This window comes from Planococcus beijingensis, assembly GCF_016820615.1.
Lineage (GTDB): Bacteria > Bacillota > Bacilli > Bacillales_A > Planococcaceae > Planococcus > Planococcus notacanthi.
Genome location: NZ_JADHDZ010000007.1, coordinates 95,885 through 110,355, shown reverse-complemented (window position 1 = coordinate 110,355; position 14,471 = coordinate 95,885). Strand labels below are relative to the sequence as shown.

The 14,471-nt window shown below is 48.4% G+C and carries 17 protein-coding genes; 10 read left to right on the top strand and 7 right to left on the bottom strand.

Features of this window, described 5'->3' with window-relative positions; genetic code table 11:
- Nucleotides 1–32: 32 nt before the first annotated feature.
- From IRE19_RS15720 to IRE19_RS15705, 4 genes are all read right to left on the bottom strand, one after another.
- Nucleotides 33–1,511 (bottom strand): phytoene desaturase family protein, encoded by a 1,479-nt coding sequence (locus tag IRE19_RS15720; protein ID WP_203341120.1) that lies wholly within the window; start codon nucleotides 1,509–1,511, stop codon nucleotides 33–35.
- A 105-nt stretch (nucleotides 1,512–1,616) separates the two neighbouring features.
- Nucleotides 1,617–1,943, bottom strand: a complete 327-nt coding sequence (locus IRE19_RS15715) for a four-helix bundle copper-binding protein (RefSeq protein WP_191716379.1) — start codon at nucleotides 1,941–1,943, stop codon at nucleotides 1,617–1,619.
- A 100-nt stretch (nucleotides 1,944–2,043) separates the two neighbouring features.
- On the bottom strand, nucleotides 2,044–2,298 hold the full coding sequence (locus IRE19_RS15710) for an SHOCT domain-containing protein (protein ID WP_191716378.1): 255 nt from the start codon (nucleotides 2,296–2,298) through the stop codon (nucleotides 2,044–2,046).
- A gap of 29 nt (nucleotides 2,299–2,327) precedes the next feature.
- Entirely contained in the window at nucleotides 2,328–2,570 is a 243-nt protein-coding gene (locus IRE19_RS15705) for an SHOCT domain-containing protein (protein ID WP_203341119.1), read from the bottom strand.
- A gap of 178 nt (nucleotides 2,571–2,748) precedes the next feature.
- Between IRE19_RS15705 and IRE19_RS15700 the strand changes: the two genes are divergently transcribed.
- The 5 genes from IRE19_RS15700 (at nucleotide 2,749) to IRE19_RS15680 (ending at nucleotide 7,260) form a co-directional block, all read left to right on the top strand.
- Complete coding sequence (locus tag IRE19_RS15700) at nucleotides 2,749–3,288, top strand: GNAT family N-acetyltransferase (protein ID WP_203341118.1); 540 nt, start codon at nucleotides 2,749–2,751, stop codon at nucleotides 3,286–3,288.
- 404 nt (nucleotides 3,289–3,692) lie between these two features.
- Nucleotides 3,693–4,418 (top strand): ABC transporter ATP-binding protein, encoded by a 726-nt coding sequence (locus IRE19_RS15695; protein ID WP_203341117.1) that lies wholly within the window; start codon nucleotides 3,693–3,695, stop codon nucleotides 4,416–4,418.
- Nucleotides 4,415–5,437: an ABC transporter permease gene (locus IRE19_RS15690; protein ID WP_203341116.1), complete on the top strand. Its 1,023-nt coding sequence runs from the start codon at nucleotides 4,415–4,417 to the stop codon at nucleotides 5,435–5,437. The genes IRE19_RS15695 and IRE19_RS15690 overlap by 4 nt, the downstream gene beginning before the upstream one ends.
- Before the next feature lie 767 nt (nucleotides 5,438–6,204).
- Nucleotides 6,205–6,489 carry a DUF5316 domain-containing protein gene (locus IRE19_RS15685; protein WP_203341115.1) on the top strand — a complete coding sequence of 95 codons (285 nt, stop codon included), beginning with the start codon at nucleotides 6,205–6,207 and terminating at the stop codon, nucleotides 6,487–6,489.
- Nucleotides 6,490–6,507: 18 nt separating this feature from the next.
- Nucleotides 6,508–7,260 carry a class I SAM-dependent methyltransferase gene (locus tag IRE19_RS15680; protein ID WP_203341114.1) on the top strand — a complete coding sequence of 251 codons (753 nt, stop codon included), beginning with the start codon at nucleotides 6,508–6,510 and terminating at the stop codon, nucleotides 7,258–7,260.
- A 204-nt stretch (nucleotides 7,261–7,464) separates the two neighbouring features.
- Here IRE19_RS15680 and IRE19_RS15675 read toward each other — a convergent pair whose 3' ends face one another.
- Complete coding sequence (locus tag IRE19_RS15675) at nucleotides 7,465–7,821, bottom strand: DUF1801 domain-containing protein (RefSeq protein ID WP_203341113.1); 357 nt, start codon at nucleotides 7,819–7,821, stop codon at nucleotides 7,465–7,467.
- 13 nt (nucleotides 7,822–7,834) lie between these two features.
- Nucleotides 7,835–8,353 (bottom strand): helix-turn-helix domain-containing protein, encoded by a 519-nt coding sequence (locus tag IRE19_RS15670; RefSeq protein WP_203341112.1) that lies wholly within the window; start codon nucleotides 8,351–8,353, stop codon nucleotides 7,835–7,837.
- Between the two features lie 160 nt (nucleotides 8,354–8,513).
- Between IRE19_RS15670 and IRE19_RS15665 the strand changes: the two genes are divergently transcribed.
- From IRE19_RS15665 to IRE19_RS15655, 3 genes are all read left to right on the top strand, one after another.
- Nucleotides 8,514–9,824, top strand: coding sequence for an MFS transporter (locus IRE19_RS15665; protein ID WP_203341111.1), 1,311 nt, complete (start codon nucleotides 8,514–8,516; stop codon nucleotides 9,822–9,824).
- A 30-nt stretch (nucleotides 9,825–9,854) separates the two neighbouring features.
- Nucleotides 9,855–10,838: an ornithine cyclodeaminase family protein gene (locus tag IRE19_RS15660; RefSeq protein ID WP_203341110.1), complete on the top strand. Its 984-nt coding sequence runs from the start codon at nucleotides 9,855–9,857 to the stop codon at nucleotides 10,836–10,838.
- Between the two features lie 795 nt (nucleotides 10,839–11,633).
- Nucleotides 11,634–12,089: an alpha/beta hydrolase gene (locus IRE19_RS15655; protein ID WP_349291291.1), complete on the top strand. Its 456-nt coding sequence runs from the start codon at nucleotides 11,634–11,636 to the stop codon at nucleotides 12,087–12,089.
- A 33-nt stretch (nucleotides 12,090–12,122) separates the two neighbouring features.
- Here IRE19_RS15655 and IRE19_RS15650 read toward each other — a convergent pair whose 3' ends face one another.
- Nucleotides 12,123–12,683, bottom strand: a complete 561-nt coding sequence (locus IRE19_RS15650; protein ID WP_203341109.1) for a maltose acetyltransferase domain-containing protein — start codon at nucleotides 12,681–12,683, stop codon at nucleotides 12,123–12,125.
- A 115-nt stretch (nucleotides 12,684–12,798) separates the two neighbouring features.
- Between IRE19_RS15650 and IRE19_RS15645 the strand changes: the two genes are divergently transcribed.
- Together IRE19_RS15645 and IRE19_RS15640 are read left to right on the top strand one after the other, a co-directional pair.
- Complete coding sequence (locus IRE19_RS15645) at nucleotides 12,799–13,440, top strand: alpha/beta family hydrolase (RefSeq protein ID WP_203341108.1); 642 nt, start codon at nucleotides 12,799–12,801, stop codon at nucleotides 13,438–13,440.
- 167 nt (nucleotides 13,441–13,607) lie between these two features.
- Complete coding sequence (locus tag IRE19_RS15640; RefSeq protein WP_203341107.1) at nucleotides 13,608–14,174, top strand: MEDS domain-containing protein; 567 nt, start codon at nucleotides 13,608–13,610, stop codon at nucleotides 14,172–14,174.
- The last annotated feature ends 297 nt before the right edge of the window (nucleotides 14,175–14,471 follow it).

The window sequence follows — 14,471 nt, the reverse complement described above, 5'->3', positions numbered from 1 at the left end:
GTGCCTTTGGGCTGGTTCGTGCTTCAACTGCCTTACACCAATCGTTCACCCGATACCGACCGTGCTGCATGAATCCCGCTGGCGGCCGCGCCTATGGTTCCGCCGCCAGGGAAAATATGATCGCCGCAGACATACAGGTTGGGCAAACCGGAATGATGCGAAATGGAATTGAACAATGCCGCATCCAAAGTTTGCGGGAAGCCCCCGACGAAGCCATTCGGACGTCCTGCAAAACGTTCCCACGCTTTAGGCGCGCCGCTTTCCATATGGACGATGGCTTCCCGGAATTCAGGGATGGCATCTTGGATGGCCTGGAGCATGCGCTCTGTTAAAACCGCACGCGTCTCTTCGTATTTTTCTTTGCCAATCCACTCGTCTGTCCGCGAATGCGTAGAAATCGTCACGGTCTGAAAACCTTCAGGCGCACGCAATTCGTCGCCGGAAACAGAAGAGGACATGAAAAAATGGCCGCCTTCTGCCAGCCCTTCACCTGTTGAAATCTGGCGGAAAGCGGGCAGCGGTTCTTTCAGCTTGGCCGAATCGACCGCCAGATACAGCGTCAGGGTCGCCCACGTCTCGCCGGCAATGCCGTCGCGCAACGAAACTTTCAGTTTAGAAACCAGCTCCGGCGCCAAAATCTTCGGCAATTGCTGGATCGGCACATTCAAGATGACATCCGTTGCTTCATAGACATTGCCGCGATGATCGGTTGCCATCCACAAGTTGCCTTTCCGTTCCAACTTCTCCAGTGTCCGCCGCTTTTTCAGGACACCGCCATTGTCTTTCAGGCTGTCGCCCATCAATTCGGAAAAACGGTATAAGCCGCCGGGCACATAATAGGCCCCTTCATGGTAAATATCAAGCGCTACTGCCGCCAATAAATACGCCACATCTTCGCTGCCGGTCTGCATGCTGTCGATCAGCAGGCCGTCGAGCATATGGCGAAATTCCTGCAAGTCACCAAGTCCATGCTTTTTCAGCCGCTGGCCTAGAGTTTGATTAAAGAAAGGCAAAAGCTTGACGTGTTTTGGGCGTATGGATTTTGCCAGAAATGTCCATTCGGTCGCCGTTGAAGGAGGCAGGGCGGGGAGTGGGTCCATCAAGGTGCGGACAATGGCCGCAGTCTGGTAGATTTCCTTGTAGAACGCACGAATCTGCCCGCTGCTTTGAGGAAAGTGTGCCACGACGCCTTCCACATGGTGCGTGCGGTCTTTTTGGAACATAAACGTTGCTTCTGGATGGATCATCTCCATGACTTGCTCAAGCGGTTCGATGGCCATCGGTTTGCCGAGAAACCGGAAGACCCGCTCGTGAATGCCTCCCGGTTCAAGGCCCATGCCAAGCGTGGCACCGGCAGGAAATAAATACTTATGGCGCTTGAATTTCCCTGCACAGCCGCCGAGTTCCGAAGAAGCTTCGAGCAGCGTCACCGGCCATCCCGCTTTTGCGAGCAACGAACCCGCTGTTAATCCACCGATGCCGGCGCCTATCACCAATACTGTTCGAGCCATCCGAATCCACTCCTTTGGTTCCATTATGTCGAAAAACCCCTATTCCTGCCATCATAAAAGCCCGGCTGCCGGGAATCTCTCAGCAGCCGAGCTTTCAGTAAAAGATTAAGCTACGCTGCGGCAAGCTTCTGCACATTTCTTGCAGGCTTCCGCACATTTTTGGCAGTGGTCATGATCGTGTTTCGCACATTCATCGCCGCATGCTTCACAAATGGCTGCGCAAGCTTGTGCCAACTCAGCAACGAATGGAGAGTTGCGGGTAATGGCGTGTTCCAAATACGCACAAATATCTGCACATTCCCGGTCCAAGCGAATGCATTGCGCCATCATCTTCACATCGTCTTCCTGTAAGCACGCGTCAAAACAGTGGTTGCACGCTGCTGCGCAATCGTGCAAGGTTTTAATCAGTTCTGCATGTTGTTCATGTGCCATCAATAAAACCTCCAGTTTCAGATTTTGTTGCTTCTCTTTTTGATTTCCCTTTCACTTGCTAATTAAACGGAAACCGAGAAACTCCACAAAAACTGCACAATCAGTTTTTTGGCGGCCCTTTTAAATCACGCAGCTGTTCATTGTATTCTTCCTTGGTGATTTCGCCATTGATATAGCTCTGATGCAGCGCATCAACCGCTCGGTTCGGTCCGCTTGGCTCTGTACTGGCTGATTTTTTGCGTGCTTTAAGCAACGTCAGCCAAAGCAATGTTCCGATTCCGGCTAACAGAACGATAAATCCAACAGCAATGGTTACGCCAAGTGCCGGGTTGCCCGGTGTGAAAAACTCTCCCATGGTCTCCAACTTCCTTTCTGTAACGGACGTTATTGTCTATTCGATTGTTTCTCAAACTCTTTCATGCGTTTCCGATATTCTTCTTCGTTGATTTCTCCATTAGCATACTGTTCTGCCAACAGCTTTGATTGTTTATTCTGTGGCGGCAAAATATCGCGAGGCATTCCTTTGCGGCTCGTGTAGATGACCAATCCGATAAACGCCATCACCAGAAACATCAGGAACAGCAACATCCACAAGTATAACGGAATTCCGGGGGCGACAGTTTCCATACTCTTCACGCTCCTCCCTGAAATAAAATCACGCTTTGCTCTATATTCATTTTACACGTTTCACCATGTGAATAAGAGCACAAATCTACAATTTAGGTTTTTCCTGCGCAAAAACTTACGGATGGAAAATTCTGATAGTTATGCTACGATGGTCTACATAGAAAAAGGAGGAACCGCCATGTTCATACATAAAATTGACGAAGACCTGTCCCTCAAACTTCAGGAAATGCGGGATGCCGAACGGATTTTCGAACTAACCGATGCCTCGCGGGACTATTTGAAAGAGTGGCTGCCGTGGCTCGATTTCACCACTAAATTGCAGGATACCCAAGACTTCATCAAGTCCGGCAGCAGCAACTTTGTTGAAGGAAAAAGCCTTGGCGCAGTGATTCTCTACAAAGGAGAAATCGTCGGAATCGCAGGTTTCAACAACATCAACCATACCAACAAGACAGCCTACATCGGCTACTGGCTGGGCCATGAATACCAAGGAAATGGCATCATGACCCGCGTCGCCAAAGCCTTGACCGATTATGCACTGAAAGATCTCCAGTTGAATAAAGTCGAGATCCGTGCAGCAGTCGACAACCACAAAAGCCGCAGAATTCCTGAACGCCTCGGCTATACCGAAGAAGGCACCATCCGACAAGCCGAATGGCTGTACGACCACTATGTTGACCATGTGGTGTATGGGATGTTGGCCTCTGAATGGGAATAGGAAAAGCGGAGGCGGCCGTTTAGCTCTGCCGGTTGTAAGACGATCTGGCGAAGCGGCGTGTTTTCAGTCGCACAGCCAGAGCGGCTTATACCCCGAAGAGCTGGCTGCCGGAGTCTAGACAAGGAAAAGCGGAGGCGGCCGTTTAGCTCTGCCGGTTGTAAGACGATCTGGCGAAGCGGCGTGTTTTCAGTCGCACAGCCAGAGCGGCTTATACCCCGAAGAGCTGGCTGCCGGAGTCTGGACAAAGAAAAGCAGAGGCGCCCGTTCTATGCTGATGATTCTTATACACTTTCATTACCCTATTACCCAAAAGCAAAGCAGCAAACCCGCTGCTTTGCTTTTTTAAAAATGAGCGTAGAATACAAAGTATCAACAGGTTTTTATTCTGACTGGAGGGAATGCATATGGACACCAGCATCTCCATCAATAAACTCAGCAAAACCTTTGGGAAAACGGCAGTGCTCAAAGAAGTCGACCTGCAAGTTGCAGGCGGCGAGATTTTCGGATTGATCGGTCCATCGGGTTCGGGGAAAACCACTTTGGTGAAGATGATTGTCGGCATCGATTCACCGAGCGGCGGTATGGTAGAGGTGCTCGGCAAACAGGTGCCCAATTTGTCGTTGCTTCAAGACATCGGCTACATGGCGCAATCCGACGCTTTGTATCCGGAACTGACGGGCAGGGAAAACCTGCGCTTTTTCGCTTCACTTTACAAAATGAATCAGGTATTGCTGAAAGAACGCCTCGCCTATGCAGCGGATTTGGTCCAGTTGACTGATGAACTTGGCAAGAAAGTAGCTGCTTATTCGGGAGGCATGAAGCGGCGATTGTCGCTGGCTATTGCTTTGGTCCACGATCCGCAAATTTTGATTCTGGACGAGCCGACTGTCGGCATCGATCCGGAACTTCGATTGTCGATCTGGAACGAATTGATGCTTTTGAAACGCCAGCAGGGAAAAACCATCATTGTAACGACGCATGTTATGGATGAAGCGGAAAAATGCGATCGCATCGCCATGGTTCGTGAAGGCGGAATCCTGGCAACTGGCACGCCGGACGAATTAAAGGCTGCATATGGAGCAGGTGATTTGGAAGGCGTCTTTCTGCAGGCAGGAAGGGGTGCGCAATGAGAATTTTGGCACTGATTAAACGGATCATGCTGCAGCTGCTGCGCGACAAGCGGACAATGGCACTACTGTTTTTTGCGCCGCTCATCGTCCTGACCCTGATGTATTTCTTTTTCAACGGCGATAATGAAAACCCGCGGCTTGGCGTTGTCGGCGGCACTGAGCTGCTCACCATTGCTTTGGAAAATGCGTCGATCGATGTGGTTCCCTATAGTGAAGCCGATAATCAAACCGTCGTCGAAGATGGATTGGACGGCTTGCTGGAAATAAACGATGGCGGTTTTCAGGTGACATTGGAAAACAATGACCCAGGCACATCACGGGCTTTATTGATGCAGGTGACACAAGCTGCCGCTATGCAAGGGGGAGCGGGAGTCCCTGCGAGCATTGAAGCGGAATACATTTATGGAGATGCGGAGACGGAATTCTTTGATGTTCTCGGACCGATACTTGTGGGCTTTTTCGTTTTCTTTTTCGTCTTTTTGATTTCGGGAATCGGTTTGTTGAAAGAACGCGTGTCCGGAACCTTGGAGCGATTGCTGGCGACGCCAATCCGGCGCTGGGAAATCGTTTTCGCCTATTTGATCGGTTTCGGGATTTTTGCTATCATCCAAACCATCATTGTGGTGTTTTATTCCATTCGGGTTTTGGAGATGGTCATGGTCGGCCAAGTGTGGCACGTCATCGTGATAAATCTTATGCTGGCGTTGGTGGCCTTGTCGCTCGGCATTTTGCTGTCGACTTTCGCATCCTCCGAATTCCAAATGGTCCAGTTCATCCCGATTGTCGTCGTTCCACAAATCTTCTTCGCCGGCATCATCCCGCTCGAAGGCATGGCAGATTGGCTGCAGAACATCAGCCGCATCATGCCGCTGTACTATGCGGCCGATGCCTTGAAAGCCATCATGTACAGAGGGGAAGAGTTGGCGGATGTTTCCAGCAATTTGCTGGCACTCGCTACTTTTGCGGCGGTTTTCATCTTCCTGAACATCATCGCTTTAAAGCGGTACCGCAAATTATGAAATCAAAGCAAGCTGTTCGCTGCGGCGGGCGGCTTTTGCGATTCTTTAGGTTAAAGCAGCTGGCTTCAAGAGAACAGCGATTTTAAGTGGTTGATTGCAGTCCGCCTGCGCGGACTGCATCATTTTGAGGGCTTGAACGGGGTTGGAATTCTTGAGGGTTGTAGGGAGCTGGATAGTTGAGGTAGCAGGGGCGGATAGTGAGGTAGAAACCCTAGCTAGTCATGTAGCAACGCGCTATGTTCATGTAGAGGTGTGGAATTCATGTAGAGAGTCGACTAGTTCAGGTAGCCGGTTGAATTAGTGAGGTAGAAACTCTATATAGTCATGTAGCAACGCGAAATGTTCAGGTAGAGATATGGAGTTCATGCAGAGAGTCGACTAGTTCAGGTAGCCGGTTGAATTAGTGAGGTAGAAACCCCAGCTAGTCATGTAGGAACGTGGAGTGTTCATGTAGAGGTGTGGAATTCGTGTAGAGAGTCGACTAGTTCATGTACCCGGTTGAATTAGTGAGGTAGAAACCCTATATAGGCATGTAGCAACGCTCAATGTTCATGTAGAAAGCTGGAATCCCTGTAAGAATCTAAATAGTTCATGTAGCCGGCTGAAATCGTCATGTAGAAACCTCGAATCGTCATCTAACAACTTGAACGATTCAGCCAGGATTCAAAAATCCTCGCTAACAGCTACCTCTATCGGGTGACATTTGATAAAATTGATGTGCAGGGAAGTTTTAACCATCCACAGCATCTAAAGGAGAGAGCAATAGCATGAAATACTTTTTAACTGGAACAGTCATCGCTTTGATCGGCGTGTTGATGGCCTATTTGATGAACGATTGGTCACTGGTCTACATCATCAGCGGCATCGTTGCAGGCGTTGCATTAATTTGGGGCGTCTTGGCATTGGGCACCGGCAAAAATAAGTCCACAAGAACAACAAGTTCAGAAAAACGCCGCGAAAAGCAGCAGCGCGTAACGAAAATGAGAAATTGGGTATTGTTGGCTGTACCAAATATCATCGCAGTCATTGTTAACTTATTTGTGATTTCATAAAGCGGATGGGGTGATGGGTTGTTAGGGTATTACAGCAGGTTGTCGTCAGAAGTCTATGACCTCGATAAGCCGATCGGCAGTTCGTTCGGGGACATCGAATATTATTTGGAGCGGCTCGCTTCCTGCAACGGACGCATTCTGGAGCCGGCGACAGGAACGGGCCGCATGCTCGTGCCCATGCTGGAAAAAGGCTTCCAGGTGGACGGCTTTGATTTATCCGAGGAAATGCTGGATACGTGCCGTGCTAATTGTAAAGCGCGGGGGCTGGAGCCGAAATTGTTCAATGCCAAAATGGAGTCGTTCTCGATTGATGCAAAGTATGCAGCTATTGTCATTCCGACAGGGACCTTCCTGTTGCTTTATGAACGCGAGGCATCGGTGCAAGCGTTGCACAATTTCCATCACCATTTGGAAGCAGGCGGGCGATTGATTGTCGATTTGCATGTGCCTTCAAACATCGAACTGGAGAAAACGTCGACGCGGACGTGGCAAGCTGCGAACGGCGACACGCTGACAGTGGAAAGCAAGAAAATCGAAGTGGACTGGATCCGGCAATACTTCGTCTCGCAAGGGCGATACGAACGTTGGCGTGAAGGACGGCTTGTCGAGACAGAACTTGAACGTTACCCGATGCGTTGGTACGGAGTTGAGGAATTCAAAGCGATTCTGGAGAAAGTCGGTTTCAACAACATCAGCATCTCATCAGGCTATCAATTTGGCCAGTACCCGAAAAATGCAGATTCCATCATCACTTTTGAAGCAATAAAATAGAAAAACGAGGCGGATTGCGCCTCGTTTTTTTTATGTGTTTAAGGTTATTTTTCAATGTGCAGCAATTCGGCTGCCTTCACTTTTCTTATTGTCCAGCACCCAGATTCTAGGGTCATAAGCCCCCTTGGCTATGCGGCTGAAGAAACGCCGCTTCGCCAATGCGTCTTATGCCCGTCGAATCTACATGGGCGCTTCCGCTTTTCGTTATTTCCGATTCAATTCCACTGCATCCCAGATTAGCAGCTTCAGCTCATCCGCCTGGATGTCATCGGCCCGGTTCAGCCGGACATGACGCATTTTTTTGCCGTCGCCTTCCAGTAGATTGGATTCGTCGCGAAGTTCGGCGCCCCGGTAGAAACCGAAGTTGACGTGGTTTTTGGCGGTCTGCATATAGCACACCAGCCCTTCTTTGGCGTAGCTCGGCTTAGCCCATTTAAAGCCTTCGTCCATTTCGGGATAGGCTTCGAACACCAATGTGCGGAGCTGCGCCACGATTTCCTGTGTTGGGCTTTCCAACGCTTCGATAAATTCATCTACTTGCGGATCTTTGATTGGATGCATAGACGGACTCCCCTTAATTCGTTTTGGATGATACCAGTAAAAACCGTACATCTTGTTCCGTTAAGTTGAACCAATAATGTTTTTGGCGTGCATCGAACAGGATCGACTGCTGCTGGGCGAGCTCGGTGCGTTCGCCTTCGACTTCCACAGTCAACACCCCATCCACCACAAATAAAAACTCATAGCCGCTGTGCGCAAAAGGATTGCCTTCCGAATCACCCGGCTTCAAGGTCACCAGCATTGGTATAAAGCTGGCTTCTTTTACTCCTTGTGACAAATCTTTGTAATAAAACCGTTCGAGGCGCTCGGCCCAATCGATTTCCTCGGTTTCATTCGTAAAAAACAGGCTGGGGTCCACGTTCAAGGCATCCGCTATTTTGCGCAGCGATTCCAGCGTCACGCTTGATTTGCCGCGTTCAACCTGCGACAGGAAACTGATGGAGACATCCGTTTGTTCCGCCAGCTCTTTTAATGTCATCTTGCGCTCCTTGCGAAGGCTTTTCAGTGTAATCCCAATTGTTCCGTCCGACATGCAGAAACCCCTCTTTGCTAAATGTTCTGTTTTCATCATACCGTAGATGGTAGAGAAATAAAATTATGACAAGATATTGACAGAATATTGCTAACTGACTAAACTGTTGAAAAGGGAGAATTAAAGTGTCACTTCAATTTATTCGCAAGGGGGAAATGGAATGGATAAAAAACAAACACGTAAAGTATTGACAGCAAGCCTGGTAGGAAGTTCGATTGAATGGTTTGATTATTTCCTGTACGGTACGATGGCAGCTTTGGTATTCAATCAATTGTTTTTCGTCAATGAAGATCCGACGGTCGGGCTGATGCTCGCTTATGCATCTTTTGCCTTATCATTCTTTATCCGTCCATTCGGCGGCATCATCTTCAGCCATATCGGCGACCGCATCGGCCGCAAAAAGACGCTGGTCATCACCTTAAGTTTAATGGGATTTGCCACGTTCGCTATGGGGTTATTGCCGACATACCAGGCAATTGGGGTTGCAGCACCCATTCTGTTGATTTCGCTTCGCTTGATTCAAGGACTTGGCATTGGCGGCGAGTGGGGAGGGGCACTGTTGCTGGCAACAGAATACGCACCGCCTGAAAGACGCGGATTTTTCGGCAGCATCCCGCAAATGGGCGTCACCATCGGGATGGTTATGGGAACTTTGGCGCTATACATCATGACTTTATTGCCGGAAGCGGCGTTCATGAGCTGGGGCTGGCGCGTGCCGTTCATCCTGAGTGCGTTCCTTGTGATCTTCGGTCTATGGATCCGTAAAGGCATCGACGAAACGCCGGAATTTAAAGCCGTTCAGGCATCCGGTGAGATTCCTAAAGTGCCGATTGTGGAAACCTTGAAATACCACTGGCGCGAAGTATTGATTGCCATCGGCGCAAAAGTTGTTGAAACGGCACCGTTCTACATTTTCGGAACTTTTGTCGTATCGTATGCAACAACGAATCTTGAATTTTCAAGAACCGCGACGCTGGCGGCGGTTATGATTGCGACAGTCATCACAACGATTTTAATTCCAATCATGGGTGCATTATCCGACCGTGTCGGCCGCAAAAAGATGTACATTACAGGATCTGTGGCGATGGCGTTATTCGCTTTCCCATACTTCTGGTTGTTGCAGCAAGGGTCTGTAGCTTTATTGATCATCGCGACGATTATCGGGCTTGGCATCATTTGGGCGCCGATTACAGCAGTGCTGGGCACGATGTTTTCAGAAATCTTCGACGCCAAAGTGCGTTATACTGGAGTTACATTAGGCTATCAGATCGGTGCAGCCCTGGCAGGCGGAACAGCGCCGCTCGTCGCAACATTCCTATTGGCGACATTCGATAATTCCTATGTGCCGGTAGCGCTTTACATCATCCTGACGGCGGTCATTTCACTCCTGTCCATTTGGGCAGTGAAGGATTTGAGCGGCAGACAGGCTCAACCGGAACCAACTTTAGTAACAAAAGAAAGCCGCGTCTAAGCGGCTTATTTTTTTAGGGGGCTATTTACTGTGCTTATCATCAACGAACAGCAGATTCAGCAGCAATACCACATGGAAGACGCCATCCGTGACGTTACGGACATGCTTCGGGCCAAGCAAGAGGGGCAGATCAACAGCCCGCATCGTACAGTTCTTGATTTTCCCGAAAGGCAGGCATCGGCGTTGTACATGCCGAGTGCCGATATGGCGAATAAAATCTCTGGCGTCAAAATCGTCACCATCTTCCCGGAAAATCCGGCACAGGGCAAGCCGACTACGCAAGGCGTCATCTTATTATCCGACGGCGACAATGGCGAGCATGTCGCGATGATGACCGCTTCTTATTTAACCCGCTTGCGGACAGGGGCGCTCAGCGGCATCGCCACCGATTTGTTGGCACGCAAAGAAAGCCGTGTGCTGACTGTCATCGGCACAGGCGCGATGGCATTTGAGCAGGTGCTTGGCGTACTGGCGGTGCGGCCAATCGAAAAGATCATCCTGGTCAACCGGACGCCGGCAAAAGCGGAGCGCTTCGGGGAAAGCCTTGTGGCATTCGGTGTGGAAATTCCATATGTCGTTGAGACCATTGTCTCGTCGGCAGTTCAGCAGGCAGACATCATCTGCTGCGCGACACGTTCGAACGAGCCTGTGTTTAACGGGGAAGACTTGAAGCCAGGAACGCATATCAACGGCGTCGGCTCTTACTTGCCTAGCATGCGTGAAATGGACGAAACCACCATCCTGCGCGCCAATAAAATCGTGGCGGATGACATTGCCGGCGTCAAAGACGAAGCGGGCGAACTGATCCACAGCGCGGCAAGCGGCGCCTGGTCATTCGACCAGCTGCATGCAGAACTTGCGCAATTGGTTGCCGGCGACATTGCCGGACGTGAAGCAGAATCCGAAATCACTTTCTTCAAATGCGTCGGCGCCGCTTATTTCGACTTAGCCGTCGCCAAAGGCGTTTACAGCAAAGCAGAAGCAAGCGGAGCGGGCATGAAAGTGGAATTGTAGTTTTTTGAAAAGGGGATCCCGTAAGCGGCAATTGGCGCTTACGGGATCCTTTCATTATGTGGAGGTTTTGGGTTTTACATGAGATTTTTGTGGTGCTACCTGAACTATTTGCGATTCTACATGAAGAGTGGGGATCTCTACCTGAACAAATCGCTTTTCTACCTGAAGTCTTCGCGGCTACCTGAACTATTTGCGATTCTACATGAAGAGTGGAGATCTTTACCTGAACAAATCGCGTTTCTACTTGAAGTCTTTGCGGCTACCTGAACTATTTACGTTTCTACATGAAGAGTGAGGATCTTTACTTGAACAAATCGCTTTTCTACCTGAAGCCTTCGCGGCTACCTGAACTATTTGCGTTTCTACCTGACATATTCTCATCTTTACAGGAACTCCAACAATCCAAAACCTAGAATGCCGAAAAACGCAGTTCGGCTGCGCGAACTGCGTTTTGCTAAAAGCGGTAGGAGCTTACTCCAAACTAGATGGTTGAACGCAGCAACAAGCTTTTAGGGAATATCTCAAGAAAACGGATAAATATGCAAAACTCTCATAAAAACTTATACACTTCATGGGATATTTTGTATAATGATGGAAAGAGGTGGGAGAAGTGAAGCTGATTAGAGGAGACGTTCTGGGGTATAGAGGGATAACAGTCCCTTATAATTTTATTCGAAATTCTGGAAAGGCAAAAACCTTGGCGATTTTTTTCCGGGAGCAGGATACAAGACCACGTCGCCGTTGTTTCATTTTACAGAGGAAGTCTATCTAAACAGAGTTTATGATGTGCTGTGTGTGGACTATCGTTATGTAGACAAAGAGTACGATGATTTTACCAATGAAGAATTGGACCAAGCAGTGAAAGTGGATGCAGCTGCTGTTTTGGATAAGTTCTTTTTAGATGCGCAATGCGATGAATATTACATAGTAGGCAAATCGCTCGGGACCATAGCAATGAGTCTGGAAGTGAAGAAGAGGCGGTTTGAACAGGCCAAACTGATTTGGCTGACGCCGTTGATCGACCAGCCGGGAGTTTTGGATGCGATGATTGACAGCCCCCACCGCGCTTTATGTTTTATTGGTGATCAGGATCGTTATTATTCTGAAGAAAATTACCGCAAGCTTGAAGCCAATCCAAACCTGGCATCAAAATTGTACCCCGGGTTGAACCATAGTTTGGAGTACGGGGACAGACCGGTGGATTCGATTGGCATGCTGCAGGACATTATTGCAGACATCGATAAATTTTAATCAAAAAGGCAACGCGCCGATGCGCATCGCCTCTTATTCTTCAATATGGCCGATTGGTTTTGCGGGATTGCCGCCGACGATAGAGCTGGCGGGTACATCTTTGGTGACCACGGCACCCGAAGCGATGACGGCGTTGTCGCCGATGTTGATGCCGGGATTGATGACAGCACGGCCGCCGATCCAGACATTGTGGCCGATGGTGACGGGTTTGCCGAATTCTTTGCCGGAATTGCGGGCAACCGGATCGAGCGGATGAGTCGCTGTGTAAATGTGGACACCCGGCGCAATCATGCAATTGTCGCCGATCCTGATTTCGCAGACATCCAGAAACACACAATCGAAATTGGCGTAGAAGTTATTGCCGACGTGGATGTTAAAACCATAATCGCAGCGGAGATTCGGTTCAACATGGATCAATTCGCCGGTTGAACCAAAGAGTTTTTTCAGCAGAATGGTCCGGTCCTGGCCATCCATTTCGGTTGTTACATTGAACAAGCGGCTAAGGCGGCGGGCATTCATGCGTTTTTGGCGCAGCTCGGAATCCTGCGGATCATACATTTCACCAGCCAGCATCTTTTCTTTTTCCGTTTTCATTCGTCAACCTCCCAGCAATAATTATGATAATTTGATTGTATCATAGCTAATTCAGGAAACATTTAGTAAACTTATGGAATATTCTTTATAATAGAGAGAGATAGGAGTGGGAGTTATGAAAGCAATTAACAACAAAGTCATTGGCTACAAAGGAATCGAGGTTCCTTACACAGTGGTGCTGACAGAGGATTATACAAAGAAATTGGCGATCTTTTTGCCGGGTGCGGGATACACCGCAAAAAGTCCAATGTTTCATTTTGCAGAAGAGATTTTCTTGAATCAAAACTATGACGTCTTGCGGGTCAATTATCAATATACAGACAAAGCATACGATGAGTTCACCATGAAAGAATTAAATGAAGCGATTGTTCAGGACGTGCGTTTGGTAATCAGTGAAGTGCTCAAAGGAAGAAACTATCAGGAATTCTACTTGATCGGCAAATCCCTCGGCACCATTGCGATGGCTGCCGAAATGAAGCGTCCGGAATTTAACGAAGCCAAAGCCGTTTGGGTAACGCCGTTAATGAATCAAGAAGACGTACTGAACACCATGGTAAACAGCAGGAATCCTGCCCAATGCTATATCGGCGATAAGGATCGCTACTACTCGGCGGGAGCTTTCGAATTGCTGAAAACGAATCCGAGCCTGGAGTCGACATTGCTGCCCGACATCAATCACCGATTGGATTGCGAAACCGATCCACTCAAATCCATCGATGCGTTAAAGCAGATCATCGCTGGAATTAAGAACTTTTAACCATCCACCATCCGCATAACTATGGGTGGTATTTTTTTAGCTTTGCCGTAGTATTTATTCAGCTATAGTCCAGCCGCAAACAAATAAGAGGACGTGTGTTCTCTTTTTCTGTATAATAAGCCCAGTAAAACTTTGCCTGAAGTTGAAAATGATGAAGGGGTGATAAATTGAACAAAAATATGCTGCAATTATTTGAAGAATGCAGAGATGTCCACGTCCTGTATTCGTATGAGGAAACCGAAAAATATATCGAACAAGTCGTGGCTTATGCCAAGCACGGCGTTGAAGCGGGAGATTATGTCATTCTGATTGAAAATCCCCGTTTGACTCCCAAAATACAAACTGAACTCAAGCTTCAACTTTCTGAACAGCAAATGGAATTCATCCATTTTGTAAAAAGTTATGACTTTTATTATTCCAGCGGAAGTTATCATCCGCCAGCGATTCAGGCGTATTTTGAAAAAACGATCGAACCTTATCTGGCCAAACAAGCCACGTTCAGATCTTGGGCGCATGTAGAATGGGCGACGATGGAAGACCCGATCCACTTGGTGAAGGATTTTGAAAAGATCATCGATGTTGCGGTAAAAGAATACGAATTTCCACTGATTTGCGCCTACGCAAACAAATCAATGCCGAAAGATATTAAAAATATGCTGCTCGAAGTGCATCCATATATTCTGGTAGAAGACGATGTAATCGTCTCAGATTTATATGCCGCAGCAGAAGCTTAATCACATAGCCTGTGAAACGTTGCAAAATCTATCGTTAACCTAACACTACCGGGAAAGCCCGGTAGTGTTTTTTGATTTATGCTAGATTCGCCATCGGAAAAATTTCAGCGGGAATAGTCAAGGTTATCTAACTGAGTTATTGCTATCTACGGGTTTCTACAAGGATAATTTGTCTCGCTACATGCCCAAGTGAGGCTGCTACATGAACAATCGACACTCCTACGGTGATTGCCACTCTCTACCGGAAGTTACCGGGTTTCTACAAGGATAATTTGTCTCGCTACATGCCCAAGTGGG

Excerpts from the sequence above, each read along its gene's own strand:
- IRE19_RS15670 (WP_203341112.1), bottom strand. The coding sequence starts at position 8,353 with ATGTCGGACGGAACAATTGGGATTACACTGAAAAGCCTTCGCAAGGAG.
- IRE19_RS15720 (WP_203341120.1), bottom strand. The coding sequence starts at position 1,511 with ATGGCTCGAACAGTATTGGTGATAGGCGCCGGCATCGGTGGATTAACA.
- IRE19_RS15710 (WP_191716378.1), bottom strand. The coding sequence starts at position 2,298 with ATGGGAGAGTTTTTCACACCGGGCAACCCGGCACTTGGCGTAACCATT.
- IRE19_RS15665 (WP_203341111.1), top strand. The coding sequence starts at position 8,514 with ATGGATAAAAAACAAACACGTAAAGTATTGACAGCAAGCCTGGTAGGA.
- IRE19_RS15645 (WP_203341108.1), top strand. The coding sequence starts at position 12,799 with ATGAAAGCAATTAACAACAAAGTCATTGGCTACAAAGGAATCGAGGTT.
- IRE19_RS15650 (WP_203341109.1), bottom strand. The coding sequence starts at position 12,683 with ATGAAAACGGAAAAAGAAAAGATGCTGGCTGGTGAAATGTATGATCCG.
- IRE19_RS15675 (WP_203341113.1), bottom strand. The coding sequence starts at position 7,821 with ATGCATCCAATCAAAGATCCGCAAGTAGATGAATTTATCGAAGCGTTG.
- IRE19_RS15695 (WP_203341117.1), top strand. The coding sequence starts at position 3,693 with ATGGACACCAGCATCTCCATCAATAAACTCAGCAAAACCTTTGGGAAA.
- IRE19_RS15685 (WP_203341115.1), top strand. The coding sequence starts at position 6,205 with ATGAAATACTTTTTAACTGGAACAGTCATCGCTTTGATCGGCGTGTTG.
- IRE19_RS15700 (WP_203341118.1), top strand. The coding sequence starts at position 2,749 with ATGTTCATACATAAAATTGACGAAGACCTGTCCCTCAAACTTCAGGAA.
- IRE19_RS15715 (WP_191716379.1), bottom strand. The coding sequence starts at position 1,943 with ATGGCACATGAACAACATGCAGAACTGATTAAAACCTTGCACGATTGC.
- IRE19_RS15690 (WP_203341116.1), top strand. The coding sequence starts at position 4,415 with ATGAGAATTTTGGCACTGATTAAACGGATCATGCTGCAGCTGCTGCGC.
- IRE19_RS15705 (WP_203341119.1), bottom strand. The coding sequence starts at position 2,570 with ATGGAAACTGTCGCCCCCGGAATTCCGTTATACTTGTGGATGTTGCTG.